At 62.7% G+C, this 22,096-nt stretch carries 15 protein-coding genes; 3 read left to right on the plus strand and 12 right to left on the minus strand.

From position 1 onward, the window contains the following. Positions 1–22: 22 nt before the first annotated feature. The gene (gene ftsY, locus VARPA_RS25095) at positions 23–1,330 is read left to right on the plus strand and encodes a signal recognition particle-docking protein FtsY (RefSeq protein WP_013543395.1); all 1,308 of its coding nucleotides are present in this window, start codon (positions 23–25) and stop codon (positions 1,328–1,330) included. A gap of 226 nt (positions 1,331–1,556) precedes the next feature. On the opposite strand, the gene VARPA_RS25100 is transcribed toward ftsY, so the two are convergent. After that, positions 1,557–3,386, minus strand: coding sequence for a hybrid sensor histidine kinase/response regulator (locus VARPA_RS25100; RefSeq protein ID WP_013543396.1), 1,830 nt, complete (start codon positions 3,384–3,386; stop codon positions 1,557–1,559). Between the two features lie 22 nt (positions 3,387–3,408). Then, positions 3,409–4,119, minus strand: a complete 711-nt coding sequence (locus VARPA_RS25105) for a response regulator transcription factor (protein ID WP_013543397.1) — start codon at positions 4,117–4,119, stop codon at positions 3,409–3,411. 191 nt (positions 4,120–4,310) lie between these two features. On the opposite strand from VARPA_RS25105, the gene VARPA_RS25110 reads away from it, so the two are divergent. Together VARPA_RS25110 and VARPA_RS31445 are read left to right on the plus strand one after the other, a co-directional pair. Beyond that, positions 4,311–4,775, plus strand: a complete 465-nt coding sequence (locus tag VARPA_RS25110; RefSeq protein ID WP_013543398.1) for a DUF962 domain-containing protein — start codon at positions 4,311–4,313, stop codon at positions 4,773–4,775. A gap of 32 nt (positions 4,776–4,807) precedes the next feature. Next, a complete protein-coding gene (locus tag VARPA_RS31445) occupies positions 4,808–4,981 on the plus strand; it encodes a hypothetical protein (RefSeq protein ID WP_167330556.1) in 174 nt (57 codons plus the stop codon). 61 nt (positions 4,982–5,042) lie between these two features. Here VARPA_RS31445 and VARPA_RS25115 read toward each other — a convergent pair whose 3' ends face one another. From VARPA_RS25115 to VARPA_RS25160, 10 genes are all read right to left on the minus strand, one after another. Further along, the gene (locus VARPA_RS25115; protein ID WP_013543399.1) at positions 5,043–6,626 is read right to left on the minus strand and encodes an ABC transporter substrate-binding protein; all 1,584 of its coding nucleotides are present in this window, start codon (positions 6,624–6,626) and stop codon (positions 5,043–5,045) included. A gap of 6 nt (positions 6,627–6,632) precedes the next feature. Continuing rightward, positions 6,633–6,848: a hypothetical protein gene (locus VARPA_RS25120; RefSeq protein WP_013543400.1), complete on the minus strand. Its 216-nt coding sequence runs from the start codon at positions 6,846–6,848 to the stop codon at positions 6,633–6,635. Positions 6,849–6,857: 9 nt separating this feature from the next. Further along, positions 6,858–7,553, minus strand: a complete 696-nt coding sequence (locus VARPA_RS25125; protein ID WP_013543401.1) for a Crp/Fnr family transcriptional regulator — start codon at positions 7,551–7,553, stop codon at positions 6,858–6,860. 10 nt (positions 7,554–7,563) lie between these two features. Beyond that, on the minus strand, positions 7,564–8,391 hold the full coding sequence (locus VARPA_RS25130; RefSeq protein WP_013543402.1) for a Crp/Fnr family transcriptional regulator: 828 nt from the start codon (positions 8,389–8,391) through the stop codon (positions 7,564–7,566). Positions 8,392–8,559: 168 nt separating this feature from the next. Next, positions 8,560–9,306, minus strand: a complete 747-nt coding sequence (locus tag VARPA_RS30310; protein ID WP_013543403.1) for a winged helix-turn-helix domain-containing protein — start codon at positions 9,304–9,306, stop codon at positions 8,560–8,562. 221 nt (positions 9,307–9,527) lie between these two features. Beyond that, positions 9,528–9,830: a hypothetical protein gene (locus tag VARPA_RS25140; protein WP_013543404.1), complete on the minus strand. Its 303-nt coding sequence runs from the start codon at positions 9,828–9,830 to the stop codon at positions 9,528–9,530. Then, positions 9,827–10,930 (minus strand): HlyD family type I secretion periplasmic adaptor subunit, encoded by a 1,104-nt coding sequence (locus VARPA_RS25145; RefSeq protein WP_234974847.1) that lies wholly within the window; start codon positions 10,928–10,930, stop codon positions 9,827–9,829. Before VARPA_RS25145 ends, VARPA_RS25140 begins: the two co-directional genes overlap by 4 nt. A gap of 58 nt (positions 10,931–10,988) precedes the next feature. After that, complete coding sequence (locus VARPA_RS25150) at positions 10,989–13,106, minus strand: type I secretion system permease/ATPase (protein ID WP_013543406.1); 2,118 nt, start codon at positions 13,104–13,106, stop codon at positions 10,989–10,991. Beyond that, positions 13,103–14,572, minus strand: coding sequence for a TolC family outer membrane protein (locus tag VARPA_RS25155; protein WP_234974849.1), 1,470 nt, complete (start codon positions 14,570–14,572; stop codon positions 13,103–13,105). Before VARPA_RS25155 ends, VARPA_RS25150 begins: the two co-directional genes overlap by 4 nt. An 18-nt stretch (positions 14,573–14,590) precedes the next feature. Next, positions 14,591–22,036, minus strand: a complete 7,446-nt coding sequence (locus VARPA_RS25160) for an Ig-like domain-containing protein (RefSeq protein ID WP_013543408.1) — start codon at positions 22,034–22,036, stop codon at positions 14,591–14,593. Positions 22,037–22,096: the final 60 nt, after the last annotated feature.

Here is a 22,096-nt window from a genome sequence, read left to right on the forward strand (position 1 = left end):
GTCGGATTGTAAAAAGCTCCCGATGTTCAGTTTCTTCAAGAAAAAACCGCCTGCCGAAACCCCCGACACGCCGGCGCCCACCCCGCCGGCCGCGCCGGCCCCTGCCCCGGAGCCCGCACCCACACGCTCGGTGTTCTCGCCTTCGAGCTGGTTCGGCGCGAAGCCGGCGGCCGAAGAAGCCCCGGTGACGCCTGCGCCGACGCCGGCCCCGGCACCCGTGCCGCCGCCACCCCCAGCGCCAGCGCCCACACCTGTCGCGGCACCTGCACCGGTTGTCTCGCCTGCCCCGGCCCCCGTTGTGGCGCCCACACCAGTGCCGGCCCCGGTCGTGCCGGCACCTTCTCCGGCGCCAGCACCCGCGCCTGTCTTCGTTCCACCGCCTCCACCCGCTCCGGCCCCTGCGCCCGTCGCGGCAACCGCCGTCGCCACCGAACGCAAGGGCTGGTTCGACAAGCTCAAGACGGGCCTGCGCAAAACGGGCACCGGCATCCAGGCCGTGTTCGTCAACGCGCAGATCGACGACGCGCTGTATGAAGAGCTCGAATCCGCCCTGCTGATGGCAGACACCGGCGTCAAGGCCACCGAATACCTGCTCGACGACCTGAAGGTCCGCGTCAAGCGCCAGATGGCCACCGACGCGGCGCAGGTCAAGGTGCTGCTGGCCGAAGCCATCGCCGACCTGCTGCGCCCGCTCGAAAAACCGCTGGTCATCGGCCAGTTCACGCCCACCGTGATCATGGTGGCCGGCGTCAACGGCGCGGGCAAGACGACCTCCATCGGCAAACTCACCAAGCACCTGGCCACCGAGGGCGCCTCGGTGCTGCTGGCGGCCGCCGACACCTTCCGGGCCGCGGCGCGGGAGCAACTGCTGGTCTGGGCCGACCGCAACACGGTCGAGATCGTGAGCAACGAGGGCGGCGACCCCTCGGCCGTGAGCTTCGACGCGGTGAACGCCGGCAAGGCGCGCGGCAAGGACGTGGTGCTGGTCGACACGGCCGGCCGCCTGCCGACGCAGCTGCACCTGATGGACGAGCTCAAGAAGATCAAGCGCGTGGTCACCAAGGCCGACGCCAGCGCGCCGCACGAGGTGCTGCTGGTGATCGACGGCAACACCGGGCAGAACGCGCTCGCGCAGGTCAAAGCCTTCGACGAGACACTGGGTCTTACCGGCCTGATCGTGACCAAGCTGGACGGCACGGCCAAGGGCGGCGTGCTGTGCGCCATTGCGCGCGAGCGGCCGATTCCGGTTTACTTCATCGGCGTCGGGGAGAAGCTCGAGGATCTGGAGACCTTCAACGCGCGCGAATTCGCGCAGGCACTTCTGGGCTGATTTCGGCACGATCCCGGAGTAAAAAAAAAGCGGCCCCCGCTCGCGCCGGGGCCGCTTCTCACTTTTCTTCTTCTCTCCCTTCCCCCTGGTTCTTTTGCCGTACGGCCCATTGGGCTGCGTCGGAATGCAGTGAAGATATTCGGCGGAGCGAATGCTCACCAGTGCCGAAAGTCATTGCCATTCGACTTTTACTTCGGCGATCGGATTGCAATTACTACCAAGGTGTTCAGGCATCGACCATTGAGGGCCGGGCCGCCACCTTCGACCCGGCAAGCTCGGCCATCGCCTGAAGCAGCGCAGCCGCCACGACCGGCTTGAACAGCACCGGCACCTGCGACTCCCGCACGCGCTGCAGGCGGGCGGGCGAGGTCTCGCCGGTGATCAGCAGCAGTGGGATTTCGGCGCGGCCCTCGCCCGGCCGCTGGCAGAGGCGCAGGCCGGCATCGAGGCCGTCGACACCGTCGGCCAAGCGGTAGTCGCACAGGAGCAGATCGAACGGGCGCCCTTCGCCGTGCGCCTTTTGCAGGGCTGCGGCAGCGCCGGCCTCGTCGGCCACGGCGTGCGCATCGATCGCGTGCGAGCGCAGCAGGCCCACCATGGCCTCGCGGATCTCGAGTTCGTCGTCCAGCAGCAGCACGCGCCCCGGCAGCGGCGGCGCGATCCTGCGTTGCGGCACCGGCGCCAGGTCTCCCGTCTCGGAGGGAAAGGCCGGCTGCAGCCCGCTGGCCTGCGCACGGGCGAGCGGCAGCACGACGCGAAAGTGCGTGCCGCGCCCCGGACGCGAATGCATCTGCACCGGATGGCCGAGCAGCCGCGACAGCCGCTGCACGATCGACAGCCCGATGCCCAGGCCCCGTGAGCGGTCGCGGCCCGGATTGTTGATCTGATAGAACTCCTCGAAGATGCGGCCCGACTGCTCGGGCGCGATGCCGATGCCGGTGTCGCGCACCTCGACCCACACCGAATCGCCGCGCTCGCGCGCCATCACCGTCACGCCGCCGTGGGCCGTGTACTTGAGCGCGTTGTCCATCAGGTTGGACAGCATGCGGTGCAACAGTTGCGGATCGCTGTGCACCCACAGGCCGCTGGCGCGCACCCGCAATTGCAGCTGCTTCTGCTCGGCGCGCGCCGAGAACGTGTGATTGAGCGGCAGAAAGAGCGCGTCGAGCTGCACCGGCTGCGGCACCGGCGTGATCACGCCCGCATCGAGCCGCGAGACGTCGAGCATGGTGTCCAGCGATGCACCGAGCGCATTCACCGCACGCATCAGGCGCTCTGCGTTGCGGCCCTCGGGGCGGTCGCGCAGTTCGTTCTCGAGCGCGGCGCCGAAAAGCGCGATGGCGTGCAGCGGCTGGCGCAGGTCGTGGCTGGCCGTGCCGAGGAAGCGGGTTTTCTCTTCGCTGGCGCGCTCGGTGGCGGCGATCTGCTCGCCCAGGCGCGCGGCCAGGGCCTCGTTCTCGAAGCGCAGCATGAGCGACTCGGTCAGCAGCCTGTGCTGCCCGATGCCCGCGCGCAGCGTCAGCAGCAGGTAGGCCGCGCCGGCCGCCGCCAGAAAAAGATGGAGGCCGTCGCCCTGCCATGCCAGCGCGGTGATCAGGCCCAGCGACATCGGCAGGGTGTAGCCGAAGAGCGCCGACTTCAGCGGCCAGAGCGACTGCGCCGCCCGGGCGCAGCTGCCCACGATCACCGCCATCAGCAGCGAGGTCATCGGCAGGTTGTCGTAGGGCACGATGAGCCACGGCACCACCGCCGTGATCATGCTGACCAGCGTGACCATGCGGGAGATCTTGCGCGCCCAGTACGCGCTTTCCCGCGCAGGGCGCAGCGGGGTCCAGCGCGGCGTGAAGAAGACGTAGATGTCGGCAATCACCAGGCCGCCGATCCAGAACAAGAGGCTCAGGTTGCGAAGTTGCGAATAGATGATGCAGCCGAACACCACCACGAACGCCATGTGGGTCAGCGTCGAGACGATGTAGGTGTCGTAGACGGAAGCGACGTGCTCGCGCAGCACCCGCTGGCCGAGGGCGTGGTCGGCGGACGGGTCGCTGGACGCCACAGTCGGCAAGCTCAGAAGCTCGTCAATGCAGCGTGCTGATCAACTGGGCGCGCGAGCGCATGCCGAACAGCAGCAGGATGGTCGAGACGTGGTTCTTCACCGTGCCTTCGCTCAGGTTGGCGAGCTGGGCGATTTCCTTGTTGGCCTTGCCCTCGAGCACCCACTGCAGCACCTGCATCTGGCGCGGCGTGAGCTCCTGCCATGCGCTGGCGTGGGCGAATTCGGCATAGCCGGTGAGCGCCTTCGGAACGGTGGGCGGCGGGTTGTCGGCCGCATCGGGGTCCAAGAGGCCGCAGGCGCGGATGAAGCTCACCACCTCTTTCAGGTCGGCCGACTTGGGGAGGAAAGCGCTGGCGCCCAGCGCGAGCACGCCCTGCGCCAGCGTGCTGTTGCCCGTGCCGGACAGCACCACGATGCGCGCCGCCGGAAAGCGCAGCCGAAATTCCGCCAGGCCGCTCAATCCGTGGGTGTCGGGCAGCGCCAGGTCGAGCAGCACGAGGCCGATGGCGGATTGGTGGGCTTCGTACAGCGCGAGGGCGTCGGTGACGTTGCCGGCCTCGAAGACCTCGATGCGCCCGCCCGAAGAGCTGGCCTGCGCCTGCACCAGCGCACAGACCCCCAGGCGGAGCAGATCGTGGTCGTCCACGACCAGGATCGCGGTCGGTGCGCGAACTGGAAGACCCGCCCCGGCTGTCTCTGGCGGAGGCGTGGAAGAAGAATCGAAGGGAGCCACGCGTTTGATCTTAGCGGGGCAAAGGGCCGGCGACAGTGCCCTAAGTCATGCCGCGACGCACCCACTGGGCCGGAATTGCTACTTTTTCAGTAGCATTCGCAGCGCTTGCCCGCACTTGCCATCTGCCAGTGCCGTGGGCACCATCGAACTTTCGCCGCCGCATCGAACGGCGCTTCTTCAGGAGACTCAGGATGATGCACACCGCTGCCGCCCCGCTGGCTTCGAGCGACCGCAAGGTCGACCGGCTGCTCGCGCACTACGAGGAAAGCCACCGCAATCCGACCAACGAGCTGATCCACTACATCGCCATCCCGACCATCATGCTGAGCATCGTCGGGCTGCTTTTCGCGATTCACCCGTGGGTGGCCTATGTTTTCGTGGCTGCGAGCCTCGTCTATTACGCGCTGCTGCGCTCAGCGGCCTTCCTGGTGACGATGCTGGTGCTCACCGCGCTGGCCCTGGCGCTGGTGCATGCGATGGGCGGGCTCGTCTTGCCGATTTCAGCCGCCATCTTTGTCGTGGCGTGGATATTCCAGTTCGTGGGCCACAAGATCGAGGGCAAGAAACCGTCGTTCTTCGAAGACATCCAATATCTCTGGGTCGGCCCGCTGTTCGTTTTGTCGAAGCTGTTCCTGAAGATGGGCGTGCGTTGGTAGCTGCCGGTTTTCAGCTGCGCCGCGTGGGTTGCATGCGCATTGCCCTCGTCGGAAAACAGCAACCAGAGCACCACGACGACGGTGACGAGGCCCAGTCGGAGTTGGCTGCTCGTCCGGCGTCGGATGGCTGGTGCGATGTAGATGAAGCCGTCATCCCACAAGCGCAGCAGGGTCCGCTCACTCATCGCATGAACGCCTTGCTGTGAATCCGAAGACCGGAGGATTCTCTGCAATGGCCGCACGGCGCCTTCCCGCGAGGGCCCGCGCCTAGTTCTTCCGCACGTTCCAGTACAGGACGGCTGGCGATGGCAACAGTCCACTCACCACGCCACGGCGCACCGCGGCGAGCGCCTTGCCTTCGCCCAGCGGAGCGATCACGCCGCCTTCGAGTGCGCGCAGCTGGATTCGCGTGGCGATGTCCTTGCGCCTGACGAGATCTGTCGTCTCGATGAACTGCGACTTCAGTGCTTCCAGTTCCGGATCGGTCGGCCAGCCGAAGAAGCCCCTGTCACCGCTTCCGGTCAGCGCGGTGTAGGTGATCGGGTTGCTGGCATCCACGCCGCCCCAGAAGGTGATGAAGGCATTCCAGCCGCCGTTCTCCGGCAGGTCTTTCTTGGCTCGGCGCGTCACGAGCGTGGCCCAGTCGGTGGTCTGCACGTCGACGTTGAAGCCCACCTGCTTGAGCAACTGTCCGTAGACGGCGGGCATCTTGTTCAACGCCGGCACGTCGCCCGGCAGCAGGATGACGACGGGCTTGCCGTCGTAGCCCGATTCCTTCAGCAGCTTGCGGGCCTCCTCGAACTGCGGCTTGCCGGTGAAGAAGCCCGTCTTGTCGCTCGCATAGACCGAGCCGCACAGGTAGATCGAGGTGCAGGGCTTGTAGAAGTCGCGTACGGTGACCTGCGCGCGCAGCATGGCTTCCTGGTTGATGGCGAGCATGGCCGCCTTCAGCGCCTTCGGGTTGTTGAAGGGCTCGACCTTGTGGTTGTAGATCACGGTGAACGGCCCTGCGGGCATCACGTCGACCAGCTCGATTTTCTCGCTGGCGCGCATGTCGGCGTAGCGAGAGAGAGGCGCGATCTCGAGCATGTCGACCTCGCCGTTCAGCAGGGCGTTGACCTGCGTCTGCAGATCGCGCAGCAACACCCATTCGACGCGGTCCAGGTTCACCACCTTGCCGCCGGCGAGGCCCGAAGGTGCCTCCTTGCGCGGCACGTAGGCGGCGTTCCTGCGATAGATCACGCGGTCGCCGGGGCGAAAGTCCGCCTTTGCGAGCGTGAAGGGGCCGGAGCCGATCAGCTCGTCGATCTGCTTGTCGGCGGGCGTCTCGGCCACGCGCCTGGGCATGATGAACGGCACTGGCGGACTGGGCTTGCCCAGCGCGTCGAGCACGACACCGAAGGGCTGCTTGAAGCTCATGCGAAAGCCGTCGGGGCCTTCCGCGGCGATGCTGTCCATGGCCTCGTACATCTTCTGGCCGAGCGCGTCGCGCTTGGCCCAGCGGGCGAGCGAGCCAATGACGTCCTGCGAAGTGACGGGCGCGCCGTCGTGGAACTTCAGGCCCGGGCGCAGCGTGAAGGTCCAGACCTTGTTGTCGGCGCTGGCGGTGTATTTCTCGACCATCTGAGGCTTGATCGCACCCTTTTCGTCCATGCCGAAAAGCGTGTCGTAGATCATGAGCCCGTGGTTGCGCGTGCTGTTGGAGGTGGTCCAGATCGGGTCGAGGATCTTCAGGTCCGACGAAGGCACGGTGCGCAGCACGGTGTCGGCGGAGGCCGTGGCCGAGAACGCGAGGCACAGTGCCGGCAGGGCGGCCGTGAACGCGCGGCGCAGCGAGAGTGAATTGGCCATGAAGCCTTACTTTTTTCCGGAGGTGCCAGAGGGAAGCGGGAAAGGGGAGTCCGCGGACTTGCTCTCGCGCAGCTGGGCCAGCAGAGGTTCGAAGATGTCGAGCGAACCGGCCTCCGCATCGATGATCTTGCGCAGGATGCGGCGAAGGGTGCCCACCTCGGCCACGGAGAGGCAATCGACCAAGCGCGCTCCCACTTCTTCTTTCCCGAGGGGCTCAGCCATGCAGAACTTTCATGATCTGGCGCTACCGATATCTCGCAGCATTTTCGGGTCGACCACCACGAGCCCTTGGTATTCCAATGAAATCGCACCGGACGCCGCTATTTTTTTGAGCTGCCGGTTGACGGCTTGCCGGGTAGCGTGGAGAAGCATTGCCAGCTCCGCTTGGGATATCCGTACGCGAACCGAGGCCCCTCCCGATATGGCGACGCCGTAAAGCTGAGCAAGTCGACTCACGGTCAACGCGACCTGCTGCTGCAGCGAGCCCGCCGTCTGGCTTCGCAAGCTTTGAGCGTAGGTTCCATGCTGGCCCACCAGCATCAACGTCATGCTGCGCCAATGCATTGGAAAAGAATCGAGCAATTCGATCAGTAAAAGAGTCGGGAAATGAATTGCAACGACTTCCGTGTGGGCGCCAAACGCATAGACAACCCTGTTTTTCTTGGCAAATATTTGAGTAACGCCTGCCAGGCTGTCCGCGCCCAAAAGAAGAAAAGGAGATTGCTCGCCCAACTCGGTCACGCGAGACACCATGACTTGTCCGGACGCTATCAAGAATGTTCGAGGCGTTTGCTCCAATTCATTGGAAATTTCTTCACTTGGGTGATGATGCGCAACATGAGAGGCTAAAAGGAGGCGAGCCATCATCGAATGCGGCCAAGCTGAAAAAGCTGACGCTCTCCGCAGCGAAGCCTCCATCAGGACCATGTCATTGAAGCTACTTCGCAAGCCCATCATTTTCTCTTGACCTTCCCTCTTGATTTTCGACGGCGGGATAAGGTTCTGCCAGTGCCTTGAGGTCCAGAACCTGGATGCCGTTGTATTCCATTTGAAGAATTCCGGCAGAGGTCCAACTCTTCAATGCCTCACTGACCAATTGCCGACTGACGCAAAGAATTTCGGCGAGATCGTGCTGAGTCAGTCGCAAATGGATGTGGTCACTGGCATCCCGCACTCCGTATAGCGATGCAAGTTGATGTACCGTCAAACCAAGTCGATTCTTGAAAGCTCCAACGACTTGGCCGGCCGCCAAATCCATGGCTTCCCGCTCCTTGCCCAAAAGAAAATGACTCATCTCCTTCCATCGTTCCGGCTCTTCGTCGAGCAGCTCGAAGACGGTGTTTCCAGGAACATGAATGACGAGTGCGTCGGTCTGCGCGAAGTAAGTGAGCACACGTTCTTTCGCGTTCAGCATGTGCCAGAAACCCAGAAGGTCACCGGGTCCTCGCAGGATCATGCCCAGACGACGGGGGCTGTGGATGTCGCCCTCGGAAAACATCAGGTGGCCCTCCACGACAAGGAGGATTTTCGGTAACGGTGTGCCGGCCGATACCAAATCCCCGCGCTTATGCCAAGTCAGTACGGAAGCTACCAGCAGTTGGCTCATCGCGATGTCCGGCCACGCGGCGAAGCCCCGGAGCTGGCGAAACGCGCGCTCCATGAGCTGCTTGTTACTCGGAATGTACCGGCCAGTGACCAATTTTTCCTCCGTCGCACCCGTTGCAGATGCCCGGTTTTGCTTTGCAAGCATCGCCAAGTTCGCCATTACTGCATCAATTCCTGAATTTGCCAAGATAAATATTGGGCGCCCACGGTCTGTGCGAGCTGCACCTTCAACGGATCAGCCTGGCAAAAACAACGGATTTGTTCGGCAGCGGGATTTCAGTTATTCAATTGGAATACAGCCAAACTGGAATTTAATTTGCAATTCAAGCTATCCCAATTTGACCAGCGAATAACCCTGCCCGTAAATCGCCCTCAACGCATATCCATTTTCAGGTATGAGTTTCAATTTTTTGCGCACATTTGAAACACAGACATCTATGGGCCTGGACTTCGAGGATCGAATGTTTTTCTTCCAGACCTCGACCGAAATTTTTTCGCGAGGAATCAGCAGGTTGATATTCTTGAACAATTCAAAAGCAAGAATAAACTCCCTGGGCTTCAAATGGATTTGCTGGTCCCCCATCCATACCGAGTTCGAGCCTGAATCGAATCGATATTCACCAGATATGAATTTTCCCTCGGCCCTATGAAAAACCTCACCTCGCTGCGACAGCATTTCTATTCTCAACTTCAACTCTTCGTCATTGCAAGATGGGCAAACGATATCCAGTTTTCTAAATTCCGGAAATTTTCCATTCACATCGATCATTGAATTCAGCAAACCCAATGGAGCCACGAGCAGCAATGGAATATTGGAGGAATTTGAAATCTCCTTCAATTCCAACTTCATATCCTCGTCTTGCATTGCGATCAGCAAGCATTTGAATGCCACGCCCTTTCGCAGAATTACCAGCAGATCCTCCAATGAATAGACCTCCAGAGACGCGTGCCCCAAGGCGTCCAGTCGTCTGCGAAGGGGATTTTTTCGGCTGGTTGCGTCGTTCGAAAATTCGAAAAAACAGATGCTGCTTTTCTCGACATTTTCAAAATCACTTGATTTGTTTAAAGCCAGCATAAAAGCTCGAGCCTCCCCTGTTCATTTGAATTTTTCTAAAACATATTTAAGTTCTGCGTCGCAGTTTTTTCCGATCACGTGTTTCTTGTAGAAATTTTTTACGCGCGGACTTGCGACTATTTAGACACCCGATATCACGCAATAGAAACGTCGATCAATACGGAAGAGAAATTCGCCTCTTCCTGATTTGAATAGTGAGCAAACATCCAGGCGATTGCGCTTCATGTTGCGGTGTCCCGGTCATGGCGCGCCTCCCTCACCTCTGCTTCGAGCGAAGCCGTCGGTCTTCGCTTCGCAAGCGCTGCGCGACGCTCGGCCCACAGCACGATCAGCGCCCAAAGGTGCGTGACCACCCAGAACAGCGCAGCAAGCAGCATCAGCAGCCTGTCTATGCCGGCATCGGTCCAGAACCAACTCGCCGGCGCCTGCGCGCAGTGCGCCGAATCGACGGTTCCCGCGAGCGCAGTGGCTGCAAAGATGCGAAGAAGCTTGTTTGGCCCTCGCAGTGCATCGATGCGACTCATCTTTCGCGCAGCGCCTCGCGCGCCTTGTTGAGTGGCTTGAGCAGATAGTCGAGGACCGATTTGCTGCCCGTCTGGATATCTGCGGTAGCGATCATTCCCGGCACGATGGGGCGGCTCTTTCCAGACCTGTCCAGGAGGTGATCCACGTCGGTGCGGATGTAGACGCGGTAGTAGTAAACATCGCGCTTGACTTCGTCCTGGATCGTGTCGGGAGAGATCGTCGTGACCTTGCCCGTCAGGCCGCCGAAGATCGAGTAGTCATACGCAGTGAACTTGACTATCGCGTCCTGCCCCGAATGGATGAAAGCCACGTCGCGCGGCGAAATCCGTGCCTCGATCAGCAGTTTGTCGTCCAGCGGCACGATGCCCATGAACTTGCCACCGGGAGGAAGGACGCCGCCCACCGTGGTCACGGCGATGTCCTTGACGATGCCGCGCACGGGTGAGGTGAAGGTCAGCCGCGTCAGCGAGTCCGAGCGCCCGCGCGTGATCGAACCATGCGCTTCGACATCCGCATTCGCCTTGGCCAGTTCCTCACGCGCTTTCACGATGTATTGGTTGCGGGTATCGGCCGCCCTGGATTCGAGTTCGTTGATCTGGCGCTTCAGGCGCAGCACTTCGACATCGCTGGCAGCACCGCGTGCGACGAGCGGTTCAGTCAATGCAAGTTCGCGCCGCAGCAAGGTCAATGCTTGCGCAATGCCGGCCAGGGCACTCTGGAGGCTTTCGCGTCGCGAGCGATACAGATCGCTTTCGGTGTGCACAAGATCGGCATCCACCAGCACCTCCGCCGGAAATACCAGCGGCGTACCTCTGACTTCCGCGGTCAGCCGTGCGGACATGGCCATCGCTGCGCGGGCGCGCGACGCGCTTTCGTTCACCATCGATTCGGACTTGGTGCGATCGAACTGCGCCAGCACCTGGCCGGCGTTGACGATGTCGCCTTCGTGCACCTTGAGCTCGAACAGGATGCCCCCTTCCGGCGACTGAATCGTTTGTTCCTTGGAGGAGGCCACCACCTTGCCAGCACCGGTCGAGACTTCATCGAGCTCGAAGAACCAGGACCAGCCCAGCATCGCCACGAGCAATGCAGCGATCAACCAGATGAGCAACGACGACGGAGGAAGCGCCGGCTCGGAAGCCGCGTACTGAATTTCTTTAGTCATTGCCGTTGGAGAGCTTTCCCAGGACCTGCGCCTTGGTCCCGTCCATCACGATGCGGCCGCCGTCCACGACGATGACACGGTCGACCCACTGCAGCACCGGCAGCCGGTGCGTGGCCACGATCAGGGTCCGCGGCTCGAGCCAACTGCCGAGCGCAGCGATCACCTGGCGCTCGGTGAGTTCATCGAAGTGCGCGGTCGGTTCGTCGAGCAACAGGATCGACGGCTGCCGGATCAAGGTTCGGGCCAACAGCAATGCCTGTCGCTGGCCGCCTGAAAGACCGTGACCGCCCTCATGAATGAGCTCGTCGAGCCCTTGGGCGCGGGACTGCACGAAAGGCAGGGCACCGGACACGGCGACGGCCTCCATCACCTCGGCATCGGTCGCGAGCGGCATGCCCATCACGATGTTTTCGCGGACCGTTCCGTGAAACAGCCTTGCGTCCTGCGTCAGCAGGCTCATGTCCCGGCGCAGATCGGCCGGGTCTATCAACCCCAGTTCCAGGGCATCCAGAGAAACCTGACCCTGCTGCGGCGCCTGCAGCCCCGAAAGGATTTGCAGCAGCGTCGACTTGCCTGCGCCCATTCGGCCCAGCAACGCAACCTTCTCCCCGGCCTTGATATGCAGCTTGTCCACTTCGAGCGCGGGGCGCTTGTCGGTCTTGCCGTAACGAAACTGGACCCCCGCAAGGAGATAGTCGCCATGGAGTGCCGGTGCATGCACCAGCCGGGCCCCCTCGGGCTGATCGACCGGCCGCTGCATCAGCTGATCGAGCCCTTCGCGGGCGACCTTCGCCTGTTGCCAGCGCGTGAAAACAGACGACAGTTGCGCCAGAGGCGCGATCATCCGCGACGCGAGAATGGACGCTCCAACCAGTGCCCCGGTGGTCATCTCGCCCTTCATGACAAGGAAGCAACCGGCCAGCAACACCACCGCATAGGCGATGCCTTGCACCTCCTGGGTCCATGTCATCAGCAAACTGCTCAGAAAACGCTGGCGCATGCTGATGCCGGCTGCGACTTCGTTCATGTGATTCCATCGATTCTGGAAATGCGGTTCGGCGCGCATCAGCTTGATGTCGTCGATACCCTCCACCGCTTCCACCAGCATTGCATTGCGCAAAGCCGACTCGCGCATGCCCTCCTTGGCCATGCGGGCCAGGGGCCGTTGAGCCAGGAACCCTGGTATCAGCAGCAGCGGCACGGCGATCAACGCGACCCAGGCCAGCGGTCCTGCAACCAGCCACAGGACGACGACGAACAGCAGGAAAAAGGGAAGGTCGGCTACCGCGCCCACGGTGGTCGAAGTCAACAACTCGCGCACTTGCTCGACCTCGCGGACCTGGGCAATGAAGGAGCCGGTGGACTTGGAGCGAGCGTCGGTGCGAATGCGCAACGCGCGGCCGAAAACACGGTCCGATATCTTGAGGTCGACCCGCTTCCCGATCAGATCGGAGAGGTGGGTGCGAGACATCCGCAGCAAGAACTCGAAGACCAACGCCAGCATCACCCCGGCGAACAGCACCCAAAGCGTGGATTCGGATTGCGCGGGAATCACCCGGTCGTAGATCTGCATCGAAAAGACCATGGCCGACAACGCAAGCACGTTGGCAAACATCGATGCAAGCATGATGTCGCCGTAGCGGCGCCAATCGTGCAGGGCGATCGTCCAGAACCAGTTCGACCGATAGGGCTTGATGTATTCATCGACCCGCGCATCGGCTACCGCCGTTCGTGGACGCAAAGTGGCCAGCCGCAAGACGCGCGGCTGCAGCTCCTCGAGCGCCAGGCTTGTCTCGAGGCCCTCGTCGCCGCTCAGGACGACGCCGAGTTGGCCCTTTCCATCGGAAGTCCGGACAACGCCGACACTCCCATCGTCGAATTCAACGACCAGGGGCAGGCGCCAAGGGTCGCGCAACGCATCGCTGGAGGTGCTGAAGCGAAGCGCCAGTCCCAGTTGCCGTGCCATGCGCTCCAGCATCGCATCGAGCGGCATGCCGCGTTCCCAGGCCAGTTGAACGCGAACACTCTCTTCGGACGCTCCGATGCCGTAGTGGCGCGCCACGAAGAGCATGGCCTCGAGCCACGAGGGGTACTGCGATGGCAACGTCATGGCCGCACGTCCATTCCCTGAATGGTCTGGTTGTTCAGCCCATAGACCTCACGGGTCTGGCCGGTCGCACCGATGTAGGCGATGCGCTGGTCCCAAAGGTCGTGCTGGACGGCCTCTTCTTCCGCCGCCGCCTGGTAGATCTCTTGCTCGGCATTGAGCAGATCGAGGATGGAACGCGTTCCCAGCTTGTACTGCTCGCGATACAGGTCGCGCGCGATGGCGATGGTCCGCTTGCGTGACGCCAAGGCACCCAGGCGCGCCTGGGCTCCGATGATCTGCTCGCGAAAGCTCCGTGCCTGGTCTCCGACACGAAGCCGCGCGGTTTCCACACGCTGGCCGGCCGCCTCTTCGGCGGCGATCGCGGAGCGCACCTGTGCATCCAGCGCACCGCCCTGATAGAGAACAGATGACAGATTCAATGCAATGGAATGATTGAGGCCCCGTTCCGGGGCGTTGGAGTTGGCGTTGGTGCCAGCCATGGCCTTGTTCGCCGAGGCATCCAGGCTGAGCGTGGGATAGCGTTGCGCGCGCGCGATATCGATCTGTGCCGTGGCCGCCTGGCGTTCTGCCCGGGCGACAAGGACGTCGGGCAACAAGCCGTCGTCGGGGACGATATCCATGGGAATGGACCTTGCGAGCTGATCCGGCAGGGGGGCAATCACTTGCGGAACCGCACCTCCCAGAAGCGTGCGCAGACGTTCACGCCACTGCGCCAACTGTGTTTGCACCTGCAGACGGTTGGCTCGGGCGCTGTCGACACGCGACTCCGCCTGGATCGGATCGGACTGGGTACTGATGCCCGCGCTCGCGCGCAGTTGCGCCGTTTCCATCACCTTCTCGACGGCTTGAACCTGATCCTTGGCAATGTCCAGCAAGGTCTGATAGCGATGGACCTGTACCACGGCCTGCGCCGCTTCCAGGGCCACGGCGTCGAGTTGCTTCAGCACCATGGCTTGCTGGCGCAACACCTGCGCTTCGGATTGCTTGACCGCGCCGGATACCTTGCCGAAGTCGTACAGCATCTGCGAAGCAGAGATCGAAGCCTGGGTACCGCTGCGAGCAGTAGCCGCACCGTTGCTGCGGCTACCGCCCACGCCCACGCGAACTTGCGGATAGTAGCCAGCACGGGCGACGTCCACCCCTCCCTCGTGTTGCAACAGCGTGGCAATCGCATCGCCAATGGACGGGTGCCGGCCTACCGCCAGTTGCACTGCCACGGTCAACTCCAGGGGACCTGCCACGACCGGCATATCGAAAGCCTTCGATGGCGACATGGTGCCGAGGTCTCGAACGAGTTGGCTCGGTGCAAGGCGTCGTGCGGGCCGCAATTGCAAGGCACCCTCCGCGCCGCGTTCGTTCGCGGCGACCTCGCGCGGAGCCGATGCTGCGTCGTGCCGGCCTTGCGCCATCACTGGTGCACAGGCCAAGGCCAGCCCGGCCAGACCGGCAAATTGGAGAGTGAACATCACAACCGAAGCCCGCCCTCAGACAACGAACGTCACGGCAACGTCGCTGTCGACCAGCAACTGTCCCTGGTTTGCACCGACGCTGTTGTAGATCTTGTAGACCTGCTCGCCGCTGCTCACGGTTCCGGCCGGGGTGGATATCCATTGGCTGGAATTCGCCACGGTCACCGTATCGCCGGACCCACCGTCGATCACCAGTTGGTGGCGCGACACTTTATGGCCCAGCCCGTTGCCGAAGGTCGAGTTGTTGAAGACATTGACTGCCGCATTCATGTCCATGACGTCGAGCAAGGAAAGCTTCAGGTTCGTGTCTTTGGTACCGTCTCCCAAGTCGATGCGCTCGAAGTTGGCAATGCGCGACATGCCGACCGACACGTTGATGAAGCCGATGCCTGCGTTGCTGATGCCGGTCAAGTCGAGAGACGTCACGTCCGACAACTTCAGTGTGTCGATGCCATTGCCTCCGTCCACCCGGGCCAGTCGGTCATTGCTTTGAACGCCCTTCGACAGATAAGAGAGGTTGTCGGCATTCAGCACCACGGTGTCGTTCCCCGATCCGCTGTAGATGATGTCAGCGCCTCCATTGCCGACGATGGTGTCGTCTCCCGCGCTGCCGGTCAGGAAATTGCTTCTCGACGTACCCACCGCGCTCCCGCTGTCCGAGGGCAGTGCGCCCAGCGAAGCGCCACCGGTGAAGATCTTGCTGTTGTGGCCTTCTTTGGCGGAGGCGTTGTACGAACCCGCAAAGAAATCAGCGAGTCCATCGCCGTTGTAGTCGAACATGCCCACGAGCGAAGCCCCATCGGCCTGCTCTTCAGGAACAACAATGCCGGTTTTGTCACCCAGTCTCAGCGGATCGACTGCGTCGGTACCTGTCTTGCCGAAAATGATGTACGAGTCGTTGCTACTAAATGTCGCTGCACCAATTTTGCTAACCGAGGCGTCGGTCTTTGAGTAGTTATTTCCGTAGGTACTGATAGCGACGTCGGCCAACCCATCGCCATTGACGTCGCCAATGCCCGCCACCACGCTGTACGCGGTGACTTGGGTTCCTCTACGGCTGGTATCGATCACGAAACCATTGCTACCCAGGCCGGCTGCCGTGAGTGTGATTGGGCCTTCTTGGGTGCCGCCGAATACGACGAAAGCCTGATAGCCGTCCTGAACGATGACATCCGCGAATCCGTCGCCGTTCACATCGCCCGCCGCGCTGACCGCCTGCACTTGATTGGCCTTATCGGCGTTCGGGCCTGTGATCCAGGAACGATTTGCCGTGCTCGAGATGCCTCCCTCCCTGCTGCCAAAGAAGATGCCGTGGCTCGTTACCAGGTCGTTCAGACCATCGCCATTGAAGTCGCCCACTGCGTCGCTGTGCTGTGCCCCGTTGTAGGCGCCGCCTCCGGAGGACATGCCGAAGTTCAGATCCTTCTGGATGTTGGCCGAAGTGATGGCACCCGCGGTGCCGTATTGGACAGACGAAGTCTGCATATCCTTGCCGTCGCCGAGGCGAACGAAGTCGGACAGCCCATTGCCATCCAAATCACCCGCGGCACCAACGCCTCGGGTGCGGAATTCTTGAGAATTAACCCAGGCCGTACTTTTCTTGTCGCCAAGATAAACGTAGGCAGTCCCAAATCCATCTCCGTTCCTGTTGGCGTACTGGGTAACAACGTCGTTGACGCCATCGCCATTGATGTCGCCGATCCCCGATTGGTGATACACCGAAGGATTGCCGGGCGTGAGGTCGATAGTAGAGGCGCCGAGCACTCTTCCGCCAAGCAGAATGTCCCGGGCATCGCTGACGTATACGCCCGTCAAGACATCGTCGAAACCATCGCCGTTGACGTCACCGGCGCGTGCCGAACTCCAGACATACGTTGGTCCAACCTCTATGGGCTTCTCGGTCGGTCCCAGGATTTGAATAGAAAAGTCGTTGCTTGGGGCGCTGATGTTTCCGGCCGCATCTTCCGCTTCGACGCGGTATGACCGAGTCCCGTTGACTTGATACCGTGGGGTGAACAGCCACTCGCCCGATTCGTTGGCGGTGGTGGACCCCAGCAGCGCGTAGCCGCCGTCCAGGTGCGCGCCATAGACGCGGACGGTGCTGAACGCTTCAGCACGGCCGTTCAGTTGAGGCGTGTTGTCGTCGGTGACGATTCCTGCTCCGAACGCACCCATCTTCGTTCCAACGTTGTCGATGAAGGTAGTGATCGTGGGCGTCTCGATCGATGTGTCTACCCGGTAATCGGGGTTGTCAGCCACTGCGGCATGAGACAACAGGGCATTGTTTCCAGCCGCGTCCAGCAGCAGCCCTCCGTTCGGGGTCAGGCTGTTGGCAAGAATACTGATGCCGTTGCCATCGCTTTGACCTGGCATCACCGTGTACTCGAAGACCAGCTGAGTGGTCCCGCTGCCCGATGCGTATTTGGCCTGGACTGTGGTGCCACCGATGTTCAAGGCCAGTTGGGGCGATCCAGTGACGGTGGTCGCTTCGCTCAGGATGACCGTGACCTTGATCACATCGCCAGCATTCGCAGTCTGGTTTTGGATGGAGGTTGCGCTAGTGATGGCAACGCTCGTGATGACGCTGGGCGCACCATCAAACTCCTGGCTGGCCTGTGGAGCCGCCAGGCTGCCGTTGCCGCCCAGGTCCATGGCCGCGTTCGCGGGCACGTCGACAGTGATGACACCGCTGCCGATGGTCGGCGGCGTGACCACCAGCGTGTAGACGTTTTCGCTCACACGGCTGAAGGCGCCCTTGGTGCCTGCGCTGATGACCACGTCGGCGGCATTGAAGCCGCTGACCGGCTCGCTGAAGGTGAAGGTGAAGGTGACGTCGCCCGTGGCGGTGCCGACGGTGTCGTCGGTGATGGCCACGCTCGGCGCACCCGCTGCCGTCGTGTCGTAGGGCTGGCGGGCCTGCTTGGCCGTCAGGCTGTCGTTGCCGGCCTTGTCCTTGGCCGCACCGGCTGGCACGTCGACGGTAATGACACCGCTGCCGCCGGCCAGCGGCGTGACCACGAGCGTGTATTCGGTATCGCTCTTTTTGTCGAAAGCGCCCTTGGTGCCGGTGTTCAGGAGCACATCACCGACCTCGAAGCCATCGACCGGCTCACTGAAGGTGAACGTGAAAGTGATGTCCCCTGCGGCGGTGCCGGCGGTGTCGTCGGTGATGGCCACGCTTGGCGCGCCCGCTGCCGTCTTGTCGTAGGGCTGGCTGGCCTGAGCCGCAGCAAGGCTGTCGTTGCCGCCCAGGTCCTTGGCGGCACCTGCTGGCACGTCGACGGTGATGACACCGCCGCCGGTGGCAGGAGGCGTGACCACCAGCGTGTAGACGCTGTCGCTCACGCGGGTGAAGGCGCCCTTGGTGCCGGCGCTGATGACAACGTCGCTTGCGTCGAAGCCGGTGATCGGCTCGCTGAAGGTGAAGGTGAACGTGACGTCGCCCGTGGCTGTACCGGCGGTGTCGTCGGTGATGGCCACGCTCGGTGCGCCCGCTCCCGTCTTGTCGTAGGGCTGGCTGGCCTGCTGGGCCGACAGGCTGTCGTTGCCGGCCTTGTCCTTGGCCGCACCGGCTGGCACGTCGACGGTGATGAGACCGCTGCCGCCGGCCGGCGGCGTGACTACGAGCGTGTATTCGGTATCGCTCTTTTTGTTGAAAGCGCCCTTGGTGCCGGTGTTCAGGAGCACGTCACCGACCTCGAAGCCATCGACCGGCTCACTGAAGGTGAAGGTAAAGGTGACGTCTCCCGTGGCGGTGCCGGCGGTGTCGTCGGTGATGGCCACGCTCGGCGCGCCTGGCGCCGTCTTGTCGTAGGCCTGGCTGGCTTGCTTGGCAGCCAGGTTGTCGTTGCCGCCCAGATCCTTGGCCGCGCCGGCTGGCACGTCGACGGTGATGACACCGCCGCCGGTGGCCGGAGGCGTGACCACCAGCGTGTAGACGGATTCGCTCACGCGGGTGAAGGCGCCCTTGGTGCCGGCGCTGATGGCCACATCACCAGCCTCGAAGCCGGTGACCGGCTCGCTGAAGGTGAAGGTGAAGGTGACGTCTCCCGTGGCAGGGCCGGCGGTGTCGTCGGTGATGACCACGCTCGGTGCGCCCGGCGCCGTCTTGTCGTAGGCCTGGCTGGCCTGAGCCGCAGCAAGGCTGTCATTGCCGCCCAGGTCCTTGGCGGCACCTGCTGGCACGTCGACGGTAATGACACCGCCGCCAGTGGCCGGCGGCGTGACCACCAGCGTGTAGACGCTGTCGCTCACGCGGGTGAATGTGCCCTTGGTGCCGGCGCTGATGGCTACATCACCAGCCTCGAAGCCGGTGACCGGCTCGCTGAAGGTGAAGGTGAACGTGACGTCGCCCGTGGCGGTGCCGGCGGTGTCGTCGGTGATGACCACGCTCGGTGCGCCCGGCGCCGTCTTGTCGTAGGCCTGGCTGGCTTGCTTGGCCGCCAGGCTGTCGTTGCCACCCAGGTCCTTGGCCGCACCGGCTGGCACGTCGACGGTGATGACACCGCCGCCGGTGGCCGGAGGCGTGACCACCAGCGTGTAGACGGATTCGCTCACGCGGGTGAAGGCGCCCTTGGTGCCGGCACTGATGGCCACATCACCAGCCTCAAAGCCGGTGACCGGCTCGCTGAAAGTGAAGGTGAAGGTGACATCACCCGTGGCGGTGCCGGCAGTGTCGTCTGTGATGACCACGCTCGGCGCGCCCGCTGCCGTCTTGTCGTAGGGCTGGCTGGCCTGAGCCGCAGCAAGGCTGTCGTTGCCACCCAGGTCCTTGGCGGCACCTGCTGGCACGTCGACGGTGATGACACCACCGCCGGTGGCAGGAGGTGAGACCACCAACGTGTAGACGCTGTCGCTCACGCGGGCGAAGGTGCCCTTGGTGCCGGCACTGATGGCCACATCACCAGCCTCGAAGCCAGTGACCGGCTCGCTGAAGGTGAAGGTGAACGTGACGTCGCCAGTGGCAGCGCCGGCAGTGTCGTCGGTGATGGCCACGCTCGGCGCGCCCGCTGCCGTCTTGTCGTAGGGCTGGCTGGCCTGAGCCGCAGCAAGGCTGTCGTTGCCGCCCAGGTCCTTGGCGGCACCTGCCGGCACGTCGACGGTGATGACACCACCGCCAGTGGCCGGCGGCGTGACCACCAGCGTGTAGACGCTGTCGCTCACGCGGGTGAAGGCGCCCTTGGTGCCGGCACTGATGGCCACATCACCAGCCTCAAAGCCGGTGACCGGCTCGCTGAAAGTGAAGGTGAAGGTGACATCACCCGTGGCGGTGCCGGCAGTGTCGTCGGTGATGGCCACGCTCGGTGCGCCCGGCGCCGTCTTGTCGTAGGGCTGGCTGGCTTGCTTGGCCGCCAAACTGTCGTTGCCGCCCAGGTCCTTGGCGGCACCTGCTGGCACGTCGACGGTGATGACACCGCCGCCGGTGGCCGGAGGCGTGACCACCAACGTGTAGACGCTGTCGCTCACGCGGGCGAAGGTGCTCTTGGTGCCGGCACTGATGGCCACATCACCAGCCTCGAAGCCGGTGACCGGCTCGCTGAAGGTGAAGGTGAAGGTGACGTCACCCGTGGCGGCCCCGACGATGTCGTCGGTGATAGCCACGCTCGGCGCGCCCGCTCCCGTCTTGTCGTAGGCCTGGCTGGCTTGCTTGGCAGCCAGGTTGTCGTTGCCGCCCAGATCCTTGGCCGCGCCGGCTGGCACGTCGACGGTGATGACACCACCGCCAGTGGCAGGAGGCGTGACCACCAGCGTGTAGACGGATTCGCTCACGCGGGTGAAGGCGCCCTTGGTGCCGGCGCTGATGGCCACGTCACCAGCCTCGAAGCCGGTGACCGGCTCGCTGAAGGTGAAGGTGAACGTGACGTCGCCAGTGGCAGCGCCGGCAGTGTCGTCGGTGATAGCCACGCTCGGCGCGCCCGCTCCCGTCTTGTCGTAGGCCTGGCTGGCTTGCTTGGCAGCCAGGTTGTCGTTGCCGCCCAGATCCTTGGCCGCACCGGCTGGCACGTCGACGGTGATGACACCACCGCCAGTGGCAGGAGGCGTGACCACCAGCGTGTAGACGGATTCGCTCACGCGGGTGAAGGTGCCCTTGGTGCCGGCGCTGATGGCTACATCACCAGCCTCGAAGCCGGTGACCGGCTCGCTGAAAGTGAAGGTGAAGGTGACATCACCCGTGGCTGTACCGGCGGTGTCGTCGGTGATGGCCACGCTCGGTGCGCCAGGCGCCGTCTTGTCGAAGAGCTGGCTGGCCTGCTTGGCCGCCAGGCTGTCGTTGCCGGCCTTGTCCTTGGCCGCACCGGCTGGCACGTCGACGGTGATGACACCGCCCTGGCCGACTGGTGGCTTGACCACAAGCGTGAATTCGGTGGGGCTCTTTTGGTTGAAAGCGCCCTTGGTGCCGGCGCTCAGGACCACGTCGTCGATACCGAAGCCATCGACCACCTCGCTGAAGGTGAAGGTGAAGGTGACGTCGCCCGCGGCGGAGATGTCGTTGGTGATGGTCACGCTCGGAGCCATCGCATCTACGGTCGCCGTGGTGGGAGGACTGATATTTCCGGCAGTATCCTCGGCCACCACCGTGATCACAGTTCCGTCACCCAACGGGATTGTCGGTTTGATCGTGAACTTCCCTTCGGGATCGACCACCGCGACGCCGATAACCTTATCGCCAACCCTGGCGACCACGCGCCCCCCAGACTCGCCTATCCCGGTGATGGTTCCGCCATTCGTCGGATCCACAGTTGGTGCGATTGGCGGCACGCCATCTACGGTCGCTGTGGTGGGAGGACTGGTATTTCCGTCAGGATCCTTCGCCACCACCGTGATCACACTTCCATCGCCCGGCGGATTTTTCGGCTTGATCTCGAAATTTCCGTCGGGACCCACCACCACCTCGCCAATAACCTCGTCTCCAACCGTGACGATCACCGTACTCCCAGGCTCAGCCGTCCCGGTAATCGTTCTGCCATTCGTCGGCGCCACGGTCGGCGCGGCTGGCGCCACCAAATCCAGAATGTAAGGCCCACCACCATCGCCGCCACCGCTGCCCGCCAGCCCGGAAAGAGCAAGCCCGCCACCGAGCGCCCAAAACAGAACACTGAGATCAGTGCCTTCATGGATCAGCAGCGGCTCGATTGAGTCGATTGGCGTGTAGGTAGCGACCAGATCCGCCGGTCCCTCGGTCAACTTAACCAAAACCAGTTGCTGTTGGCCTTCTTCGTTGGAATCGCGAAGCACCAGATCGCTCTTGAGACCATTGAAACTCTTGAAAAAATCGCGAATTACAACGACCTTATTTCCAACATCGGTGACCAGAAGGTCATCGCCGACTCGCTTCATTTCCTTAATTTTTGTACTTGCGCTCGCGAATTGCACTACCGACGCTTCCGTCAGCCGAATTTCGCTCGACTGCGCGTTCACGCTGATCGCGGTCGTTTTAGTTGTAATAACAATTTCGCTCATGACTGGCCTTTGATACAAATTAATGAATACCGGAGTCGGACGTCCCACCTGAACGGTGAA

This window comes from Variovorax paradoxus EPS, from assembly GCF_000184745.1.
Lineage (GTDB): Bacteria > Pseudomonadota > Gammaproteobacteria > Burkholderiales > Burkholderiaceae_C > Variovorax > Variovorax paradoxus_C.